Origin of the sequence: Parabacteroides caeci (genome assembly GCF_023656795.1) — a bacterium.
Lineage (GTDB): Bacteria > Bacteroidota > Bacteroidia > Bacteroidales > Tannerellaceae > Parabacteroides > Parabacteroides segnis.
Genome location: NZ_JAMOKT010000037.1, coordinates 51,036 through 74,189, shown reverse-complemented (window position 1 = coordinate 74,189; position 23,154 = coordinate 51,036). Strand labels below are relative to the sequence as shown.

The 23,154-nt window shown below is 44.3% G+C and carries 14 protein-coding genes and 1 pseudogene; all 15 read right to left on the bottom strand.

Translation table 11 applies throughout. The features are described 5' to 3' along the window. Positions 1-192 precede the first annotated feature (192 nt). Entirely contained in the window at positions 193-639 is a 447-nt protein-coding gene (locus NBH15_RS17880; protein WP_250823206.1) for a hypothetical protein, read from the bottom strand. A 74-nt stretch (positions 640-713) separates the two neighbouring features. Then, positions 714-1,075: pseudogene (locus tag NBH15_RS17875) on the bottom strand (hypothetical protein); the annotation flags it as partial. After that, positions 1,076-1,354, bottom strand: coding sequence for a DUF4160 domain-containing protein (locus tag NBH15_RS17870; protein WP_128135731.1), 279 nt, complete (start codon positions 1,352-1,354; stop codon positions 1,076-1,078). Position 1,355: 1 nt separating this feature from the next. Then, positions 1,356-1,595 (bottom strand): DUF7723 family protein, encoded by a 240-nt coding sequence (locus NBH15_RS17865; RefSeq protein WP_128135730.1) that lies wholly within the window; start codon positions 1,593-1,595, stop codon positions 1,356-1,358. After that, positions 1,582-1,884, bottom strand: coding sequence for a DUF7724 family protein (locus tag NBH15_RS17860; protein WP_128135729.1), 303 nt, complete (start codon positions 1,882-1,884; stop codon positions 1,582-1,584). Before NBH15_RS17860 ends, NBH15_RS17865 begins: the two co-directional genes overlap by 14 nt. Positions 1,885-1,992: 108 nt before the next feature. Then, a complete protein-coding gene (locus NBH15_RS17855) occupies positions 1,993-3,906 on the bottom strand; it encodes a UDP-N-acetylglucosamine 4,6-dehydratase family protein (protein ID WP_250823205.1) in 1,914 nt (637 codons plus the stop codon). 346 nt (positions 3,907-4,252) lie between these two features. Then, entirely contained in the window at positions 4,253-5,818 is a 1,566-nt protein-coding gene (locus NBH15_RS17850; RefSeq protein ID WP_250823204.1) for a PD-(D/E)XK nuclease domain-containing ATP-binding protein, read from the bottom strand. Positions 5,819-6,008: 190 nt separating this feature from the next. Then, positions 6,009-8,285, bottom strand: a complete 2,277-nt coding sequence (locus NBH15_RS17845; protein ID WP_250823203.1) for a GH92 family glycosyl hydrolase — start codon at positions 8,283-8,285, stop codon at positions 6,009-6,011. Between the two features lie 29 nt (positions 8,286-8,314). Continuing rightward, on the bottom strand, positions 8,315-10,585 hold the full coding sequence (locus NBH15_RS17840; RefSeq protein ID WP_250823202.1) for a GH92 family glycosyl hydrolase: 2,271 nt from the start codon (positions 10,583-10,585) through the stop codon (positions 8,315-8,317). 20 nt (positions 10,586-10,605) lie between these two features. After that, the gene (locus NBH15_RS17835) at positions 10,606-12,921 is read right to left on the bottom strand and encodes a GH92 family glycosyl hydrolase (RefSeq protein ID WP_250823201.1); all 2,316 of its coding nucleotides are present in this window, start codon (positions 12,919-12,921) and stop codon (positions 10,606-10,608) included. A 394-nt stretch (positions 12,922-13,315) separates the two neighbouring features. Next, positions 13,316-14,884: a RagB/SusD family nutrient uptake outer membrane protein gene (locus NBH15_RS17830; protein ID WP_250823200.1), complete on the bottom strand. Its 1,569-nt coding sequence runs from the start codon at positions 14,882-14,884 to the stop codon at positions 13,316-13,318. Positions 14,885-14,913: 29 nt separating this feature from the next. Then, positions 14,914-18,291, bottom strand: coding sequence for a SusC/RagA family TonB-linked outer membrane protein (locus tag NBH15_RS17825; RefSeq protein ID WP_250823199.1), 3,378 nt, complete (start codon positions 18,289-18,291; stop codon positions 14,914-14,916). 159 nt (positions 18,292-18,450) lie between these two features. Then, positions 18,451-19,425, bottom strand: coding sequence for a FecR family protein (locus NBH15_RS17820; RefSeq protein WP_250823198.1), 975 nt, complete (start codon positions 19,423-19,425; stop codon positions 18,451-18,453). Between the two features lie 69 nt (positions 19,426-19,494). Continuing rightward, positions 19,495-20,058: an RNA polymerase sigma-70 factor gene (locus tag NBH15_RS17815; protein WP_128134069.1), complete on the bottom strand. Its 564-nt coding sequence runs from the start codon at positions 20,056-20,058 to the stop codon at positions 19,495-19,497. 219 nt (positions 20,059-20,277) lie between these two features. After that, complete coding sequence (locus tag NBH15_RS17810; protein WP_443146946.1) at positions 20,278-23,127, bottom strand: glycoside hydrolase family 38 N-terminal domain-containing protein; 2,850 nt, start codon at positions 23,125-23,127, stop codon at positions 20,278-20,280. Positions 23,128-23,154 lie beyond the last annotated feature (27 nt).

The window sequence follows — 23,154 nt, the reverse complement described above, 5'->3', positions numbered from 1 at the left end:
TGGAATTATTACTCTAATATATTGATTTTCAAGGAGAATATAAAATAAAACAATGAGATAATTAACTGAATTATAAATTTTTAAAACCTGAATCAGAAGCTGTTTTCAACTCCTGATTCGCATGAATAGTATATCTGTAGAAAGACGCTAAAGGAGTAAATTACCCAAATGATGGCACTATTCTTTATATCGTTAAATCCATTTGTTACATGATATATATAAAGTTCCTACAGTAAGCATCCCTGATAAAACAATCCCTCCCATAATACGATATAGCCACTTTGCTGTTGAAATTAGAGTTGCAAGCAAACTATAATCAATGCAGGTCGCACCTTCAAAAGGAACTTGAGATAATCCTTCTTTTCTAATTTCTTTAGCACCGCTATATATATATGTGACGTTTCGTGCAAACTGTGGAGAAAAACCGAAATCAACCAAGGAAGCTAATGTGCCTACAGAAAGCATAATATAGTTCATTCCGACTTCTTCTGGACTCAATAATTTAAGTATTAAAGGTAATATTAGAACTCCAGATGCTACAGTGAAAAATTTAGCAAAATATCCCCACAAGACATCTTTCTTCGTAACTGTAATTCCGTCAAAATGCATAGTAAGTAAGCGTCCAATGTAAGCACTCAATTTAGGGCATCCCCCTTTGAAAGGGCACTTTTCAGTGCCCTAAATCGAGTTTTGTTAATAAATCAGCTTTGAATTTAACATTGGCTGGTAGCCAAAGTGATTTTGTCAGGAACCATGTTAACGTAATCCCTGCACCCGTTAAAGATCTTTTTGAAAAAAGCCCCGATAAAGTTTCAGATAGAACCGCCATGAAGCTTTACTGTTCCTATCATACTGTGATATGTTGCTGCCATCTCAGCACAACATTCAGATATAACACTTCTTATAGTGGTCATATTTACGCACCATGCACCAGGTCTCATCGCAGTTCACTATCGAATCCTTTTCCAAGGCCATGGCTTTCAGAACCATAATCATTTTGTCTAAATACATCTTACCCTTCTTCAGCCAGTTGTGAAGTGTGTTCTTAGATAGGGTCCATTCCCATGTCAGTCAGCTACTCCCCATAAAATCCTTGATCACTCATTTGTGACCATTTCAAATACATTTCTTTGTAATTTTCTTTTATAAACTCACGGATAATGCGTAGTTGTTTGTCCTTCAAATTGCCTTGTTCCTTTATTACTGTATCTCCATTTCCCTTAACAAAAAACTTAGCGGAACCAACTTCTGTTAAACGACGGTCACTTGCATGGACATGCATGGCTTCAACCACACAATGGGAAGTAAAATAAAGAAAGTATCCACATACCATAAAATCATAATATTTCGGCATATCAGCTATCCTCCTTCATATATTTTTGATTACGGGTCCAATATCCGATTACGATTTCTACCTCTACGTCATCCATGTTGGTTTCCAACACCTCACCATTGGGTCGTATCACCAAAGCGTGATTCGGGTTATTCAAACCAATAATCCGGATGTTTCCATCTTCCATCCACATGAAGGCATAGCCACACACAATCATGGAAGAGGATTCTAATATTTTATTTATTTCTTTATCTCTCAACATATCTTATTTCCACCGATTTTATTGGTTTCAAGAATACATGAGGATCTATATACAAATTTTGAAGAATCGGTACAAGATCTATATAATCTTCTATCTCACCGATATCCTTGTATTTCGCCATCACCACAATATATCCATTATCCCATTCTTTTACAGACGTATAACGTTCTAACTTAGGCGAAGTACGAAAACGTATATTTTGAAAGCCATAGCGGAAGGAGGACATGTCTCCATCACTGGACAACAGTGCCAAAGAGGATTTTTTCTTATCTGTATTGAATGCTTGCATATCAAATTGATTATATGCAAATATAGTCAATTCCTTTTTACAGCAAACATTTTTCCCTAAATATTCGATTGTCTTCCTCAACCCCTCGTCAAGCTTTATCTTGGATTCTCAATCCAGTTTCTCATACTCCGAATTCCGACTTATAAACTCCGGCACGATCGATTTCATCATTTTTACGGTTTCCAACTTTTCTACTTGGATTGCCAAATCTATTAAATGATCAATACTGGCTGATATCTCGGCAAAATCATATTCACGCACTTTCGCACGGAAAATTTTAGCATTTATGGTAGGAAGCGTATTTTCCTTAGTTGCCAACAACTCTTCATACAATTTCTCACCCGGACGAAGACCGGTATATTTTATTTCAATGTCTTTATCGGGAATAAGGCCTACCAACTCTATCATTCGACGTGCCAGATCGGCTATCTTTACCGGAGTCCCCATATCAAACACAAAAATCTCGTTCCCTTCTCCCATAAATGCAGCTTCCAAAACAAGACGACAGGCCTCCGGAATTGTCATAAAATAACGGATGATGTCTGGATGAGTGACGGTCAAAGGACCTCCTTTTGCCAGTTGGTCACGAAAACGAGGAATAACAGAACCATTGCTCCCTAATACATTCCCAAAACGAGTAGTGATAAATCGAGTTTTACCAGGATGGATTCCTTTATTTATCGCAATACTCAGACTTTGTACATAGATTTCGGCCAAACGTTTGGAGGCTCCCATCACATTCGTAGGGTTAACCGCCTTGTCCGTAGAGATCATGATAAATTTGTCTACATCATATTTTACAGACATGTCTGCCATATTACAGGTTCCCTGGACGTTGGTGTGCACAGCTTCGCAAGGGTTTTCTTCCATCAAGGGAACATGTTTATAGGCTGCCGCATGAAAAACATACTGAGGATGGAATCGTTTAAAAACACTTTCCACTCGAGCCAACATCCGGACATCTCCCATAATCGGAGTGAAAACAACTTCCGGATATCGATCTTCCAACTCCAGACGAAGAGTATGCATAGGTGTCTCGGCACTATCAAACAAGATCAATTGCTTTAATCCTAATTTACATAGTTGACGACAAAGTTCACTACCGATAGAACCGGCGGCTCCTGTAACCAGCGTAACTTTTCCTTTTAATTCACCTGCTATTTTTTTTAGATTGATATTTATTTCATCACGCCCTAACAGGTCTTCAATACGAATCTCAGGTAAATTATGCAGGTTGACTGTTCTGCTTTTTAACTCGTTCATTGCTGAAAATACCAACATACGAATCTTTTTTTTCTCGCAATAACGCACCAGACGTTCACTTTCTGCTTTTACGACATGATAGTCGGTAAACAAAATCGTCTTGATCCCTTTTCGATCCACTAATGCATTAAATTCCATCTGATTCTTGACAGAATAAACGGGATAGCCTCCTATACGAATTTTACTTCTCTCCCCTATTCGTATATATCCTCCAATCTGACAACTATCAGATTGTTTCCATAGAGAAATTACAGATGAGCTTGATGATGTATCTTCTTCCCTATAAATTAATAACTTCTCATTATTGGAAGCAATACTTCTAACTATCATGCTATACATCATTATTAATAAAGCACGAAACGTTGTCAGAATAAAGAAAGTCAGGAATAAATCAAGCAAACCTCCTAAAAAGATTTGAAGAAAAGATAACGAGTGGATAAAACAGGAAAGGGCTACAATCATCAAAGTAGCTTTCACAAAAGAGGCAATAGCAATACGCCCCGTCTCTGCAAAAGTTGAATGACGAATGACACCTTTATAGGTCTGGCAGGAAAGAAAACAAATTGTACTGCATAGGATGGAAAAGAGATTTATATAAATAAACTCACGTACCGGCAGACTTATTTTCAAAATATTGCCAAGGGTCGCAAATACTAAAAAAGTGGATAAAACCGAGAAAAACAGGTCTATAAAAAAGATTACCCAGCGATTGAAGTATTTTTGCTTCGAGAAGAGGATGATAAAATCACTGATTTTCAAAGCCTATATAAAGAAAAGGATGACTAAAAAAAACGATCGTTTTTTCTAGTCATCCTTTTTCTGTTTAAAATCATTAATCATTGATTAACAGAGATTTTGTATAAATCAGAGGAGAAATATTGATAATTAAGGTCATAATAATTCTGAAAAGGCTTTGATTATTGGATTATAAAGAATAATTTTGCACACGAATAAATGACTAGAAAAAACGATCGTTTTTTCTAGTCATTTCACTTCCACCTTGTCAATTATTGAATATTATTTATAAAGAAAGTTTACCTAAATTAGTTTTTGCACTCTCAGCATGATTTTAATCTTTATAGCCAAATCGGTTAAGGCTAGGAAGCTATTGGAGATCATGGAAGATTCCCCATTCTCCGATATTCCGTTCTTTCCGATCGAACGAAACACCGACTTTTATCAGTTTACGATGATCTATTCGATAAGGTAACAGGTATCCTTTATCGTTTATTTGTTGTAAAGCATCTTCTATACTTCCGTCCAACTTAAATTCAAAAACGTAAATGTATTCTCCGGTTTTGACAATTGCATCCGCACGGCCTTTGGCACTACGGACCTCTGCATCACAGAACTGCCCCATCAATTTAAAGATCAGATAAAAGACAACCTGGTAATGACGCTCTGTCTTGTCATTCAATTCATAAGGGAAATCCGCAAAAAAAGCACGCATACGTCGCATAAAAGCATCGACATCGCCGGACTCCAGTTCATGGACAAATTTACCGATATAGAAGCCTCTTGCTTCTTCAGTGATGGAAGAATAGAAAGGAGTGATAAAGTTTAGGAATCCGTAACGCACTTCTTCGTTTGGAAATTCCAGTTTATAGAGTTTAAAACGAGCATCGTATTCTTTGATTGTCAGATATCCGCTTTGATAGATTAACGGGATCGGGTTGTTCCGTTCAGCACGGTATTCGGTAAAAGCCGATGCTTGTGTCTCTACACCATCGATCAAAAGACGAAGGTCGTATTCACTTTTCTTCAATAACTCTACCAAAAAGGTGGGAGTTCCGGTCTGGAACCAATAATCGCCAAACTCTCTTTTGTCTAATGCACTTAACGTACTGAAAGGATTAAACACTCCCTCCCGGTTCGGATGAAAGTGGTAGCCGTCGTATTGCTTCACCATCATTTCAACTGTTTCTTCCCATGTCAGTGACTGCATTTGACCTAGCTGTTCCAATTCGGGACGCAAGTTCGCAGTTAACTCTTGATGTGTTATACCGCAAAGAGTTGCATAATTATAGTCGAGGCTTATATCATTAAGTTGGTTCAAATCACTAAAAACACTTACTTGTGCAAATTTAGTGACACCGGTCAGGAATACAAAACGCAGGTAACGGTCAGCACTTTTGAGAACGCCATAGAACGCTTTCATCGTACGCCGATAGGCTTCCATCAAAGATTCATTATTAATAGCCTGCAAAAGAGGTTTATCGTATTCGTCGATCAAAACAACTACCTGACGCCCGGTTTGTTCCCAGGCACGACGAATGACATAGAAAAAACGTTCTTCCGGAACACGCAATTTCATTTCATCTCCATAAACAGCTTCCCACATTTCCAAATATTGATTTAAAATAGCTACCAGATCTGCTTCCGTTTCATATTTACGGGCATTCAAATCAAGATGCAACACCGGATAAGTATTCCACTCCTGTTCTAATTTTTCAATGGCCAAACCTTCAAATAGTTCTTTTTTTCCTTGAAAATAGGCCTCCAATGTAGAAATCAGTAAACTCTTTCCGAAACGACGGGGACGACTGAGAAAATAAGGCTTTCCCTTCATCACCAATTCATAAATCAATGCTGTTTTATCGACATACAAATAGTTCCCATTCCGAATATCTTCAAAATCTTGTATTCCTATCGGTAATTTACGACTCATCATTATACGCTATTTTAACTTATATCTAGTTGTTGTACAAAGATAAACATTTATCCGTATAAAGCGGAAACAACCAACCAATTAATATCGACCACAACAGAATATCCAAAAAAAATCAGCCAAGTAGCAAACCCATATACTACCTGGCTGATTTTATTTTAAGAATTCCAGATCAAATCAGGAAAGAAAATCATTATTGAGGCATCGGAGCAGCCGAAGGCGGAGGTGTCTTTGTCCCCCACTCTTTATTGGCTCTCGGACCCATTTCAAGTTCAAGCAGGCCGCCTTGGGCGATGTCGCTGTGCTGGAACCAGGGCTGGTTCAGGACTTCCCCGTTCAAGCGGGCCGACTGCACATATTTATTTTCTTCGGAAGCGTTGTTTGCTTTGATCTCAAACGCATTGCCGTTTCCCAGGTCGATCTTCACATCGGTAAATACCGGGCTACCTATATTATAGGTAGGCGAACCGGGAGTAACCGGATAGAATCCCATCTGGCTGAACACTACGAAAGCAGACATACCACCGCCGTCTTCATCACCGGGAACGCCCATCACGTCGTTACGGAACCACTGGTTCAACAGCGTACGGATACGTTTCTGTGTCTTCCAGGGCTGACCGGCGTAGTTGTACAGATACGGGATATGCAAACTCGGTTCGTTGGCCATCGAGAACATACCTACGTTGCCGGTATGGTCGGGAAGGAAGGAATAAAAACTCCATTTGGACATACCGAGCGGTTCGTTGAACATGGAATCGAGATCCAAAACAAATGCTTTGTCACCACCGATCATAGAGATCAGGTCGCCGATGTTATGCTGTACGTCCCAACGATACACATAGGCATTGTTCTCATCGTAATAATCGCGGGCACCCAGGCCACCGTCATAACGGTAATCCATCGGTTCGATGAACTTGCCGTCCTTATCCTTCGGATGGAAGAAACGGGTTGCGGGGTTGAACAGGTTGCGGTAGTTGTAGGATTCGCGCAGGTAATGTTTGGCTTCGTCAGTCTTACCCAGTTCGGCTGCGATTTGTGAGAGACACCATTGGTCGTAGGCTGTTCCCAGCGTAACGGCTACCGGCTGGCGTTTTTCCCAGATAGAGACGTTGGCTACCGTTTCCTTTTCGCCGGGTTTCAATGCGGGGATATAACCGTGTTCCTTATAGAAATCGTCCAACCATCCGGCAGGGGCAGCCGACCAGGGGATCAGTGTTTTCTCTTCGATACCTTTCTTTGAAGCAATATAAGCCTTTTCCAGGTCGAAGCCGCGTAAACCTTTCTTCCAGGCATCGATCACGGTGGCTACGGCATGGTTGGAGTTCATACGGCGGGAGTCGCCGGTTACTTCCGGGAAGGTCGGCATCCAGTTCGTACCCATCTGTTCTGCCATCAGCAGGAAAGAGTTGATGATATCGCTTTCACGTTCGTTATCGATCAGGATACGCAACGGGTGGGTTGCACGGTAGGTATCCCAGATCCAGTCGTCGGTATAGAACGGACGACCGCCGTCTTCATGGATCTGACCGTCGAAGGCACTGTAGTAACGGCCGTCTTCGCTCAGGTTGACCGGACGTTCGTAGCAACGGTATAAAGAGGTATAGAATACGGTCTTGTCGTCGTTGGTTCCGCCTTGTGTCTGGATTTTGCCAAGGGCATCGTTCCAGTCGTTGCGGGCGATCTTGGCTACAACGTCCACATCATAGGCAGCAATCTCACGTTCGAGGTTCTTCTTTGCCTGGTCTTCGCTGATGAAGGAGATACCGTAGCGCACACCGAGTTTCTTTACGTCATTTCCGTAAGAAAGGACAAGGGCAGCGTCTTTACCTTCTACCGACGTTTCACCGTATTTCACGGTGTTATCTCCCAATACGCCACATTGTTGCGGAGCTTTGTCTGTTTCGGCATAGAGATAGACTTTCGTCTTCCGGTCTACGAACTGGTAACCGCTGACGCTCTTTCCATCGCTCTTCAACTGTCCGTTACGGCTGTTGAAGATCAGATAGGCTGGCCCTTCTCTTTCAAAAGTGATGCCATAGACGGCACTCTGATGCGAAGGGGCGAAGTCTACATCTATATTATTATCGTCCAGATATACCTGGTAACGATACGGATAGATCTTCTCATGGTCATAACTGTAATTGATAACCGGCTTCAATCCGGATTCTTCTCCCTGATACGGGCTCAGATTAAAAGCAGAACTTCCGCGGTGGCTGGTTACGATAACCGGCAACCCGCTCAACATATCACCTGTAAAGTCGGCACGCTCCGGATAGACACGGAGCATACTGTTAGGTAAATGTACGGTCGGATAGGTAGGCACCAGCAAGTGACTGATGTTTCCCATATAGGGATTGACATAGTCTACCGGGCTTTTCTGCTCCGACGGGAGACCTCCTCCGGCAGCGCAGGAGGCCAGTAAAAAAGCTGAAGCCAGCAAGGCAACAGATGTCTTGATTTTTTTATTCATCTTTTTTCTGATATAAAGTTTATAAATTATTATTCGGCCGACTTAGGACGGTTTTCCGGTGCCGCACCAAACTGCTTGTTCGGTGTGTTTCCCATAACAAACGTCAGGTTCCCGCCTTTCATGATGTCATCATACATTATATATGACTTCTCGTAAGGCTGTCCGTTCAATGTAACCGATTGGATATAAATATTGTTTTTATTGTTATTCTGAGCTACAATATCAAATGTCTTACCCTCTTTCAAACGTAGCGAAGCCTTCTCAAACAAAGGACTGCCGAATACGAATACGCCATTTGAAGGATTCACCTGGTAGAATCCCAGGGCTGACATTACATGCCAGGCAGACATTTGTCCGCAGTCTTCGTTACCGATGATACCTTCCGGCTGGTCCGTATAGAACTCATCCTGGATAAAGCGAACCTTCTCGGCCGTCTTCCACTGTTCGCCGGCATAAGGATACAGATAAGCAACATGGTGACTCGGTTCGTTACCATGGGCATACTGGCCGATCAGACCGCTGATATCACTGGATGCCCCCTCTCCCATGTCACCTTCAACAAGGAACAAAGAGTCGAGTTTTGAAATGAAAGCGGCATCGCCTCCCAATATGTCAATCATGCCTTCCGGATGCTGGGGTACAAAGAATGTATATTGCCAGCCTGTTCCTTCCGTAAAATCGCCTACACCGTGTATGGAACGGAAAGGATCATACGGCGTACGCCAGCTACCGTCGTCCATCTTCGGACGGACAAAGTTGATGTCCTTATCGAAATACTGCGCATAATATTTACCTCTTTTCAGGTAATTGTCGTAATCGTCTTTCTTACCCATTTTCTTTGCCATCAATGCAATGCCCCAGTCATCAGCAGCATATTCCATGGCGATGGAAGTCGCTTCATGCACTTTATCACAGGGGATATATCCTTTTTCCAGTACATAAGGCACGGCATTCTGTTTTTTGTTGGTAGCTGTTCCGGTTATCGCCTGGAAAGCACGTTCCGGATCAAAACCCTTGAAACCTTTGAGGTAAGCATCAGCCACAACAGGCACAGAGCTATATCCCGGCATACAATTCGTTTCGCCTCCTATCAGATGCCAGATCGGTAATTTACCCTGCTGGTCGTAGATGCTCAGGAAAGAATTGACGATATCGTCTACTTTCTCCGGCGCAATAAGGGTGTAAAGCGGGTTCAGAGTACGATAGGTGTCCCACAGGGAGAACGTAGAATAGTTCGTCCAGCTGTTATTGGAATAGATCTTATCATCCTGTCCACGGAACTCACCGTTCACATCACAGTACAATGTCGGAGCAATGAACATGTGATAGACAGAAGTATAAAATATCTTTTTAGCCTTTTCGTCCTGTGTATCTACAGCGACGCAAGCCAACTGGTCGTTCCATTTCTTCCGGGCATCCTGATGAACCCGGTCGAAATCCCAATGCGATAATTCCGCCTGCATATTCTTCAAGGCATTTTCACAACTGACAGAAGAAATAGCCACCTTTGCCAATACATTTTCAGGATTGTCTTTAAAGGTAACAACCCCTTTTACACCTTCGCCGGTCAACTCATCGTTACCGGCCGGGGCGTCATCGTTGAAAACCTGCAAAGAAGCAACCGGCTGGTCAAACTGCATGGTGAAGAATACTTTATGCTGCGGACTCCATCCATGAGAGAAACGGTAACCTTCCAAGGTGTATTCGTCTTTCTTTTTCAGATAAGTCTCGTAAGAGCGATCGCCGTTCCCTTCTTTCAGGTTGATCAGCAGATGCCCCGGTTTGCCCTTCGGGAAAGCATACCGATGCAGGGCGACACGTTCGGTTGCCGTCAGTTCCGCCTTCACGCCATTATCCATCAGCAAAGAATAGTATCCCGGAGAAACCGCCTCATTCTCATGTTTGTAGTAAGAGGAACAGGCACCTTCTATATTGTCCTGTTCACCGCGTGCCGTACGGACTTCTCCGGTAAACGGCATCACAAGGATATCGCCCAGGTCGGCACAACCGGTACCGCTCAGATGCGTATGGCTGAAACCGATAATCACGCTGTCGGAATAATGATAGCCCGAACACCAGTCCCATCCTTTATGAATATTCTGCGGCCCAATCTGTACGGCCCCGAAAGGCACGCTGGCACCCACAAATACATGGCCGTGTTCACCTGATCCGATATAAGGATCCACATAAGATACATAGTCTGTTATTTTCTCTGTCTTCTCCGGTGCCTGGCAGGAAAAGACGAAAGATGCCAGGCATATAGCTACGCCTGACATCATCCATTGTTTGTTTAATTTCATCTTAGTATTCAATTCTGTATTTATTTTTTCTTCTTTTCATCCACTGAGAATGAATAAGGGAAGTCTTCCGGGTTAACACCTCTGTTCAGGTTGGGTTTGTCGCCCATCTTAATATCGAGGACACCGCCTTTCAGCAGTTCGTTGTGGTCGAGATAGTTCTTGGTATAATTGACGCCGTTGAATGACATCGACTCGATATAGATATTCTTGTCGCTGTTTTCGGGAGCGTTGATCACCAGGTTCTTTCCATTCTCGAAATGCAGTGTTGCCTTCTTGAACAACGGGGCGCCCAACACATACTGCGTAGTACCCGGAGCCACCGGATAGAATCCCAGGGCTGAGAATACATACCAGGCGGAAGTCTGGCCGTTGTCTTCGTCACCGCAATAACCGTCAGGTGTCGGAGTATACATCTTATTCATTACGTCACGTACCCAGTACTGCGCTTTCCAAGGTTGTCCAGCGTAGTTATACAAGTAGATCATATGCTGGATCGGCTGGTTGCCATGTGCATAGTTACCCATGTTCATGATCTGCATTTCGCGGATCTCATGGATTACCTGTCCGTAGTAACTGTCGTCGAACAATGGCGGAACAGCAAAAACAGAATCAAGCATCATCACAAAAGAGTCTTTGCCACCCATCAGGTCGATCAGTCCCTGCGGATCGTGGAAGACAGACCAGGTATAATGCCAACTGTTGCCTTCGGTGAAAGCATCCCCCCACTTCAACGGAGAGAACGGTGACTGGAAAGTACCGTCGGCATTTTTTCCGCGCATCAGTTTACTTTCCTTGTCATACAGATTCTTATAATTCATGGCACGTTTAGCATACAGGTCGAGTTCTTTCTTCGGGCGGCCCAGTTCTTTGGCGATCTGATAAATACACCAGTCGTTATAAGCATATTCCAGTGTACGGGCTGCGTTTTCATTGATCTTGACATCGTAAGGCACGTATCCCAGTTTGTTGTAATACTCATGTCCCAGACGACCGGTGGAAGACACTGTCGGGTGTACGTTTTCCGTTCCGTGGATCAGGCCTTTGTACATCGTTTCCAGGTCATCGACCTTTACGCCCTTCATATAAGCATCTACCAGGATGGAAGCCGAATTGTTACCCACCATGCAACCACGGTGTCCCGGACTTGCCCATTCGGGGAAGAAGCCGCTTTCCTTATAGGTATTGATCAGACCTTCCTGCATTTCCTTGTTCATAGACGGATACATCAGGTTCAGGAACGGGAACAGGGCACGGAACGTATCCCAGAAACCGGTATCGGTAAACATATAACCGAGCAATACTTCTCCGTTGTACGGACTGTAATGAACTACATTTCCGGCTGCATCGATCTCATAAAACTTACGCGGGAAAAGCAATGAACGGTACATGCAGGAATAGAACGTACGGTACTGGTCCAATGTTCCGCCTTCTACCTCGATCTTTCCCAAGACATCGTTCCAGGCTTGTTTACCTTTAGAAACCAGGGTGTCGAAATTATCATTACCCAATTCTTTCATATTTACAGCAGCCTGGTCGAAGCTGATGAAGGAAGAAGCCACCTTGGCCTGAACGATTTCGCCTTTCTTCGTCTTGAAACCGATCACGGCACCCACATGGCTGGAAGCTTGTTCTTTCGAACCTTCTTTCAGCGTGTTGTCGGCAAACGTCGCTTCGTAGGTAAAAGGTTTATCGAATTCAATAATAAAGTAGTTCTTGAAGTTCTCAGGAACACCGCCGCTATTCTTGGTAGAGTAACCGATAATCTTGTTTTCTTCCGGAATGACTTTGATATAAGAACCATTATCCAACGCGTCTACCACAATGTAGGAATGATCGTTTTCCGGGAAGGTGAAACGGAACAGAGCGGCACGGTCGGTCGGAGTCAGCTCCGTTACCACATCGTGATCGGCCAGATAGGCTTTATAATAATAAGGTTTCACCACTTCACTCTTATGGGAGAACCAGCTGGCACGTTTATCCTGGTCAAATTCAGGAGCGCCCACAACGGGCATAATGGCAAACTGTCCGTAATCGTTGATCCACGGACTTGGCTGGTGGGTTTGTTTGAATCCTCTTATCTTATTTGCGGTATATACATACTGCCATCCGTCTCCCATCTTTCCTGTCTGGGGAGTCCAGAAGTTCATCCCCCAGGGACGGGCAATGGCGGGATAAGTGTTTCCTGTCGATAGTTCAAAGCTCGATTGAGTTCCCATCAACGGCATTGCATACTCTACCGGGTCAAAGGCGTCGTTACCGAGAGCTGCCATAGCTGGCTTTCCAATCCAGGCCGTCATCGCGACCAAAGCAATAGCCAATACATTTTTCTTATTCATGTTTTCTTATTTTGGGTTGAATTTACAAGTTTAAATGAAGCCAAATCATCAAATTCATTATTCACACAAAGATAAAGACAATCCGGAAGAGAAAGAATACAAATATCTTTAATTCATATACAAAATCACATAAAGGGACTCTTTTTAAGGGAAAATGAAGTCCAAACCTAGTCTTCGGTACATAAGCGACCTTGTAATCTTAATACTTCCAGGCTAAATTTCTGTCTGACAGGAGCTGTTCCTGATCAGTTGCCTATAAAAACTGTAGCCGACACTGTCGACAAAATAAACGACAGTGTCGGCAATGTTTTCGACAGCGTCAACAATATTACCGACAGCGTCGGCAACAGATTACATCGGCAAGCAAATGCAATCAGACGCCATGTCATCACGATTACTTCGAAGAGTAACCGGAGTTTTGAGTCAGGTGGGGATTACGCTGCATTTCATTTACTGAGATCGGCCATAGCAGGTCGGTTTCCTTAAACGTAGCACCGGAAGCATTCTGGGCTCCTATCAAATCTACATAATATACCCGGCCGGCTTCTGTTTTGGAGATCACCGGGAATTTGCCCGTACGCACGCAATCATCCCAGATCTTGTATTCCAGCGGGAACTCACGCAAACGTTCGGTCCAGCAGGCTTCGATAAATGCCTGTTTCGACAGCTTCTGCAAATCGGCGGCAATCTGGCCGGCTGTTTTACCTTCCATATCGGCACGGGCCTGCACCTGTGCCAGATATCCGGCAGCTTCGGCCGTGACTCCCTGGCTTTGGGCAATGGACTCCGCTCCGTCCAGCAAGGCTTCGGCGTAGCGGAAGATATTCCAGTCTTTTGTGCCCTTACCTGTACTCAGCAAAGCGTCTTCATCATAATAATACCAGCATCCGGCATTCTTGGAAGACCAGGTCGCTCCCGTGTTCGGGTTAGTGTATTCCCAATGGAAGAACTGGTTCGGCTGAACGCGCAAATCGTTCTTGTCATACACATTCAGAAATTCATCAACAGGGCCATAGACACGTTCGAAAATCGAATAGGTACCGAATACGGACACGGCACTTGAATTAAAGGCATATGTAGGGAACCAGTCGCTTGTATTCACTGCGTTGTCGTATTCCTGGGCATAGATCACTTCATCGAGATCATCGGTCGAACGCAGCTTGTTGAAAGCACTGTTCATCTTGAGGTCGTCATTCTGAACCAGCTTATGGGGCGAGTCGATCACTATTTTTGCGTACTGGGCGGCATCAGCATATTTACCCTGCTGCATATACACGGAAGTCAGCATCATAGCGGCGGCATACCGGGTGATCCGGTGAGAGTTGTCGGCAAATTTTGCAGCCGGCAACACATCGGTCGCCTCTTTCAGGTCGGCTTCGATCTGGGCGTAAATGGTTTCGGGCGCCGTACGTTCAAGTTCCATGTTCTCTGCAATAACATAAGGTTCCGTATAGAAAGGAACTGCTCCGAATGTTTTCACCAGATAGAAATAATTGAATGCACGGAAGAACTTGGCCTCCCCGATCAAGCGGGTCGATACCGCCTCTTCCATCTTTATATCCGGAATATTTTTAATGGCTGCGTTTGACACGTTGATCGCTTTATAACAGGCATCCCAGATTCCGTCCATCGTTCCTGAGATTTGCATAGTGTATTGCTGGCGGTTCAATTCGCGGGAATACTTACAAACGATCTCCTGCCCTTCATAGCTGTTCAGAAAATAACCAGTGAGCAGTCCGGTAATGGAGGCAAAACTTCCGACATAAGCACTCGGCGCCGATGCTATCTGCCGGATAGCACCTGTACGGTACAAATAGTTGACGTTGGCCAATGCCTGCGCTTCCGTTGTATAATAACCGACAGTAGTCAGCTGGCTTTTAGGCTTTTCATCCAGAAAATCACTACATGCCGTAAAGCTGAACAGTCCGGCACATAAAATCGCGGTTGTCAATATCTTTTTCATATTTTAATCGTCTTAATTAGTTAAATGAATCAGAAAGTCACATTAACACCGAAAGTAAACGTACGTGCTCTCGGATAAGAGAAGAAAGTCATGTTCTGACCGAACTTGCCGGCTCCCTTGTCCGTCGAGCTGGTTTCGGAAGTCGATTCGGGATCGTAGCCCAGGAAATCCTTAGAGACAATCTGGAACAGGTTATTACCACTAGCATACAGGCGCAAACCGGACAAACCGAGTTTCTTGACGGCATTCTTTTCAAATGTATATCCTATCTGCAACATATTGCAACGCAGATAAGAATCGTTGGCAACCCATTGAGAGTCAGTTGTCGTATCCTGACCGGCATGTTTTTCTCCGTTATGGTCGCCGCTTTGCAGATAGATCATCTGCTGCATGGTTCCCGGATTTGTTCCGTCATAGGCATCATACAGGATATTCTTCAAGCCGTTGGTTATACCGAAACGGTCATAAGTTGAGTGGAAGAAACGCTGCAAGGTTTCAACGCCCCATACAAACTGCAAATCCAGTGTAAGATCAAAATTCTTGTAAGAGAAATTGTTGATCCAGCTACCCGTCCAATCCGGTAATCCTTTACCGATGATCTCTTTTTCGGAAGAGCGTTTTGCACGGCCTACCTGATTCTTTTCGCAATTGCCGGCTTCAAAGTCTTCTATCGTATAAACGCCGTAACGTTGCAGGCCATAAAAGCTACCCATACTTTCTCCGACACGCAGGATACTGCCGCCGTTTACCCAATCGTACAGATAAACATCGGCATCGGTATCACCCAGAGCAAGGATCTTATTTTTGTTATAGTTCAGGTTTACTACTGAGTTCCAGTTGAATTCTTTACTACGTACCGGAGTTGCATTCACCATCAAATCCATACCCTGGTTTCTTACTGCTCCGATATTTTTAAAGATCGTGCTGAATCCTGTTGAGTGAGGAACCGGGCAGTCCAAAAGCAAGTCGGTCGTTTTCTTGTTATAATAAGCTATATCCAGGTTCAAACGGTTCTGGAAGAAGCCGATATCGAAACCGATATCAAACTGCCCTGTCTTTTCCCATTTCAGATCCGGGTTCGACATGGTCTTGATATAAGACCAGGGAGCACGTTTACCGTCAATCAGATGCGTTCCGGCATCCGTCTTACCCAACGAATTGTACGGGCCGATTTCAGAGTTACCGGTCAAACCATAACTGGTGTGCAGTTTCAGGTTGCTTATCACTTCACTGTCGGACAGGAAATCTTCCTGAGAGATATTCCATGCCAGACCGGCAGAGGGGAAAAAGGCATATTTATTGTTATCACCGAATTTGGAAGAGCCATCGACACGGCCGGTAACGGTTGCCGAGTAACGATCTTTATAGGTATAAGCCAAACGCAGAAAATAAGAGTTCATAGCCCAACGTTCCCAACTTGATTCCGGACTGCCTGGATTGGTTCCGACAGCCATGTTGTTGTCTTCGTAGAAGTCGTCAGCAAAACCTTCCGTACGGGATTTGTTCCAACGCTGTGTGCGTTCCTGCCAGGATAAACCGGCCATGGCGTTTATGCGGTGATCGCCGAATACTTTACTGTAAGTCAGGTAAGTTTCTTCCTGCCAGTAGAGTGAGTTCCAGTTCTGATATTCAGCCCAACCGTTAGGCATGGAGATATTATTCAGGGAAATGGAAGAATATCCCCTGTAGGTTGCATTATGGCTGTCGATACCGAACTGGGTCTTCAGGTCCAGGCCGTCCATCAGATGGAAAGTCAGCGCAGCATTACCGAATATCTGCGTATTATATCGCATACGTTTCTGCAAGTCCAGGATCATAGCCGGATTGGACATGCCCTCCAGACCGAAATAATTGCTTTCGCTCAAAGAAGTGGTGCTTGTCGTATAATCACCATTGGCATCATAGACCGGCAGCCAGGGAACCATCTCGATCATGGTACGGCGGGCATCTTGTCCGCCGCCGTCTTCCGGAGTATAGCGTCCCCATGTATGGTTAACCAACAGGTTAACAGCCGTAGACAACCAGGGAGTCGGATTGGCATCGTAAGCGACCTTGGCATTCAGACGTTTGTTATACGTATTATTAACAATACCCTGCTGGTCGGTATAATTCAGGAAAGCACCCATAGAAGAGTTCTTGCCGGCCTGCTGTATGTTTATCTGATGGTTATGTGAAACAGCCGTACGGGTAGCTTCATCCTGCCAGTCAGTATCATACAAAGGATTACCGTTTTCATCGAAATAGTTACGGTCATGGAACCAATAGGAACGGTCCAACGACCAGTCTTTCCCCATATAGGTATTCTCATTCTCCAACCCTTTCATGAAAGTGTCTACCCATTCCTGCGAATTCAGCAAGTCCATCTTACGGGCAATATGACTGACGCTGACCGACCCCTGATAGCTGATAGAGGTTCCTTCGCCGTCTTTCTTTCCCCGTTTGGTTGTGACCATAATAACTCCGTTGGCACCACGTGCACCGTAGATGGCAGCAGCAGAAGCGTCTTTCAACACTTCCATGGATTCGATATCATTCGGGTTAACCAGTCCGAAGTCTTCCATCACGACACCGTCCACTACATATAACGGTTCGGAAGAAGAGTTGATAGTAGCCATACCACGGATAATGACACGGTTCGCATAGGCTCCCGGCTGACTGGAGTTCGAGAAGATATTGACACCGGAGACTTTACCGCGCAGGTTATCCAACGCGCTGAAGTTCTGATTCTTTGTCAGTTCCTCTCCTTTGGCAACTCCGATAGACCCTGTTACATCCGATTTGCGCATTGTTCCGTAGCCGACAACAACGACTTCATCCAGCGCCTGTGTATCTTCTGTCAGCACAGCACTGACGGTCGACTGGCCGTTTACCGGAACTTCGCGGGTCAGATAGCCGATATAAGAGATCACCAATACCGCTTTATCCGGAATCTCCAGGGAGAATTTACCATCGACATCCGTGATCGTACCGTTGGTTGTTCCTTTCACTACCACATTGGCACCGATGACAGGCTCTCCGGACGAATCGGTTACCGAACCGGTTACTTTCTTACCTTGCTGCTTGATAGAAAGCAAACTGTTCTTCGTCAGTACAATATAATCATTCTCAAAAGCGAACTTTACTTCCGAGTCTGCAAAAGCGTCATTCAGGTATTGGGCAACGGATTTACTTCCGGCTTTTACAGGAATGGTTTTATTCACATCTACTTCATTTTTACTATAGACAAACAGATAATCTGTCTGCTGTTCAATCTGATCTATAAAATTAGCGATAGTCATATTCTTTCCGCTCATATTCACTTTCACGTTTTGCGAACTGGTCTTTGAAGCAAAGGAAGAGAATACACAAAGGGAAAGCAGAATGGCTGAAATTCTCATAACATTTAGAATTTTCGGTTCTTTTTTCATAACTTTGTTTCCATTATTTGTTAATACTTAATTACTTTGATTACGTGTTAGCATGCGGCCGAATGGATGCGGGAACGTCTTTCGGCCGTTTTTTTATTCTTTATATTTCCATAGGCAAATGATGATTTAAAGGTTGAACATATTTTATTCTCTCAGTCTTTATCGTATTATAATATTATTGTTTTCTTCATCTTTAATATAAGTGAAATAATAGACTTTCCGCAGTGTACGGAGTGCACTTTCCACCCCATCCCTCTGCCGGAATTTTCCACTAAACTTATATTTCATGAGCTTGCTGTTATTGACCGTTATCACAATATCATAATATAATTCAAACTTCTTTATTATGTCTTCAAACGGGACGTCATCAAAGGCATAAATACCTTCTTTCCACAGCAGAAAATCGGTATTGCCCATAGGGCGTTTCACTAATTTATTATCTTTTAATTCCACACATTCGTTTGGATTCATAAACAGCGCCTTTTCCTCGTTCATACGTTCATATACTTTCACCGAACCTTCCAGCAATGCCGTATTAAATTCTTCCCGGCCTTTATAGGCAAATACATTGAACTTCGTTCCCAGGACTTTTATATCCAGTTTCTCCGTTGACACCACAAAAGGTTTATGTTCATTATGTTCAACATCGAAAAAGGCTTCCCCGTCCAGTTCCACTTTACGTTCTTCACGGGCAAAATGATTCGGATAGCGGAGCGTGGAACGGGCGTTCAACCAGACAGTCGTTCCGTCGTGCAGTTTCACCATCGCCCGTTGTCCGGACGGGGTCGTAAATTCCTCGTAAGTGACCATTTCTTCTGCCGGTTCCCGGTCATTCATGACCATCCAGGTCGAGAGAATTGTTATACAAATGGCAGCGGCATAACCGGCAGCATGTTTAATGATATGTATCGGATAACGCTTTTTCCTGCAATGGGTCTGTTTGAAAGCGGCTAATTTATCCACAGCCTCAAATTCGTCATTTTCATTTGGTAACCAGGAAGATAAAGCATACAGGTTCTGTACAGAAGAAAAGTCTTTCCTCAACTCTTCATCTGCCTGGATCATCGAGAATAACGACTTTCTTTCGGCTGCCGTTATTTCTCCTTCAAAGTATTTTGTTATTAAAATGTGCATTTTCCGGCTTTTATACAAGGAGAGCGTTTCAAAAGCGATTTCCTCCTAAAGCCGTTGTACAAATAAATATTATTTAACATCTAAAAGAAAGAGTAGCAGGGGCAAATAGTCCTTCAACTCTACACGGAGTTTTCTCAGGGCAATGGTCATCTGGTTTTCCACCGTACTTACGGTTAAGTTAAGTTCATTGGCTATCTCACGGTTTCTCTTTCCTTCGATACGGCTTTTAAGAAATACCTGCCGGCAGCGTTCCGGAAGTTTATTGATTGCCGTCATCAGTATTTGTTCTATTTCTTCATCAGAAGTAAAAGAGTAATTCAATAATTCAAGGGCGGTTAACTTCGCACTAAGCTCCTGTTTATATTCATCTGCTATTACCTTGTGCCTGAGGTAATCCAGGGATTTATTTTTAACCAGAGCGAAAAGATAGGAGACTAAACTGATCTGTATATCCAACACTTCCCTCTTTTCCCACAACAGGAGAAAAACATCCTGTACTATATTCTCCGCATCTTCGTCAAACAATACATATTCTTTAGCAAAACGGAACATACGGGAATAATATAGAACATAGATTTTGTCAAAATTATTCCGTACATCTTTCAGCAAAATATCTGTATTTTCCACTTGCATTTTTATATCAGGAGTTACTATTCTTTACAGAATACCATAGACATGAATGTTATAATCACAGCAAAGATATAAAAGATACTTTCACGGCAATAAAGTTCAGGTAAGAAATATTTATTTACCAAACGTATCAAGGGGAATAATAAAAAAATGCCACTTATGAAAATCCTTTATTACAGAAGGATAGTTTCATAAGTGGCATTGCTTTATCTTACAGATAGATTACCAGGAAAGTTTTATAAACTTATTCTCCCAGGGGACAAAGTCGGTTGTTGCATTTCCGGCAACCGGGTCTCCCACTACATCACAAACAGTGACTTTCGTAAAGTTGACCTTATCGGAAGTAACGGCAAATTTAGCCGGTTTTCCTGCAATCTCACGCAACTGAAGCATCACGGCGTTTTCTCCTTCAACAGGTTTCATATTCACCAACAACAAATTGTCGGATGAGATATTGAACACGGAAGCAGGAGATACAACTTTGCTTCCCTTCGCTCCCGCCGGCAATACGCGGGTCAGGAACGGGATGCGGTTCTCCCAGGCAAAACGGGTGGCATAACCAATCGAGTTGTCTTTGCTTGAATTGATAAAGTAACTCCATTGCAGTTCACCCATCTGGTCGGCATTGAAATTGGTTACCCAATAGTTGTTCATCGACCAGGAATACATATTGGTGGACTGGGGAACAGCACCAGCCTTATAGCGTCCGGTGTTGATTGCCCCGAACTGCATCAACGGTATTTCAGGGCTGCCCATCACTACCTGCGATTCGCTGTTACGCGCCGTAGCAAAGTTCTGGACGGTATACCAGTCGTTCGATGAACCGGGAATCTGGTCTACACCCGCTTCGATCGTTCCGCCGGGAACATCCAGGAATATCTTTCCCTGATTCACCTCAAACGGAAACGAGATATAGACAGCTTCGGGATCGGTAATGGCTTTTTTACGCAGACGGTAAACAATATCGATCTTCTTTGTCACATTAAATACACGGAACTCGACCATCAGGTTGTTCGGTTCACGACCGGCAACAGTCTCGCCACGGAAACGATACGTATCCCAGATCGCTCCCTTTTCGTAACGCTCGAAACGAATCCGTTCGGGACGGCGGCGAAGGAATTGCGGTGCGCGATACTGTTCCATCGGATGACGGCTGTCGATGATCTCGTAGATAAATTCGCCCAGCTCCCACTCGGCATTCGGGGTAGTCAGCTCCTTGTTCAGTTCCTTGTCGAACAGTTTACTGATGGTTCCCTTGCGTGAGTTGAAATCGATGGCATACCAGGGATTCTCGACATGAGCATTCTCCAATTTATCTGCCAATTGCACGGCAGGACGAGGCTCGTCTTTTACCTTTATATAATATTGGGCATACCCGAAGGCAGGTACGTCTTTCACGTAAAGCGACCAGTAAGTACCGTCCGAACGGCTTTCCGCCGGTTGCGCAGGAATGATATTCCCGGAGGCATCCACTATTTCGAAGGCTTTCTCGCGAGGTAATATCTGGTGATCGATATACACTTTGGCTATACCGCTATACGCCCAGTTCAACGTATTGAAGACAGCCACCGAGGGATATTCAGCTTTCGGAACAAACGACTGTAATAATCCCATCGTCACTTCTCCCAGCAAACCGGAATGACGGTAAGCCTCCCAGGCATACGATTGTTTCAGGGAACGCTGCTCCCAGGTTTCCTTGCAATAGGCATCACGGACGCTTTCGCTGTAACCGAATGTATGTTCATCATAAAACAACAGGGCCTTGTTGATGTCGTATATCTGGTTACCGATCTGAGAAGGAAGTTTGGCTCCCAGCATACCGGCAAAAGACAGACCTGCCTGGTTGGCGATAATGTCCGAATGGGTGATACGGGAAATAGCCGCTTCACGGGCACCGGAAGCAAAACCATCCGTCCACCAGTCGGGCCATGCGCCACGGATGGTCTGTATCTTATCGGCATAGTTCGATTCCACCTCTTTGATGAACTCGCTAGCCACAGCTGTACGTATTTTAGGCCATTCATATTTCTCATTCCATTTCATCAGCATCTCGCAACTCTTTGTCGAAGGAGGTGAATTATCCGTGAAATAACCGGAATGCTGGGCAGCAACGATATCGTACGGATAGTTTTTGGCTTCCATCTCTCCTAGATAATTCAGTACACGTTCCTCGAACTGTTCGAAGTTATCAGTATGGATGCCAAAGAAGTTACCCATATTATAATGTTCGGCACGATAGGCCAATACCTTCTTTCCCGAAGGCGATTGCCACCAAAAAACAGTCGGATAGTCGAAACAGATCAGGGCACGGTGACCGTGTGTTCCCATATTGACATATTTCACACCTGCATCGGCAAAAAATTCAGTGAAGCACCAGCCGATACCGTTCACATCGTTCTGCATAGCGACTTCCGCTTTCATTCCAGCTTCACGGAAGGCCTTCAACGGGTAGAGGGAGGCGGCCAATGTCTGTTCGTCAGGCAATTCATCGAAGTTCAGATACATGGCAGCCAGTTCGATGCGTCCTTCGGCTACCCGCTTTTTCAGACGGGCGATCTGTTCGGCAGGGCGGCATTTCAGGTATTCGCTAACGGCCCAGGCAATTTCGCAGGTCCAGCGGAACTTGGCAAAGTCGGGGTAATTATCGGTAGCGTCGCAATAGTCGAGCGCATAGTCGATGTAGCGGAGATGTTCTGCCAGGATTTCAGTTTGCGAACGGGTGTAGCCAATATCGGTATGCGTATGCTGCACCATATTCATCTGCCAGTGACGGACAGGTTTTACTTCCACTCGGGCAGATTCTTGTTCCTTACCGACAGTTACTGTCAGAGGCAACTGCACGGCAGACTGTACCTGCGGTATCTCAAAAAAGAAGGGATTCGGCCCGTCATTCAATTTCACTTTCCGGGACTGATCGCCCAGGGTAATCGTTGCATTGGCGGAGGCTCCTTCGTGTTTTACCGTAACCCGTACTTTCTGTACCGGTCCTTTCGCTGTTTTATACAAAGCGGGAAAGAGATGCGTCTCGATCCCCGGCGGAGCGGTCGAAGCGCTCCAGACAAAGGATGACATGGCAAACAATGCCATCCCTGTCAGGAA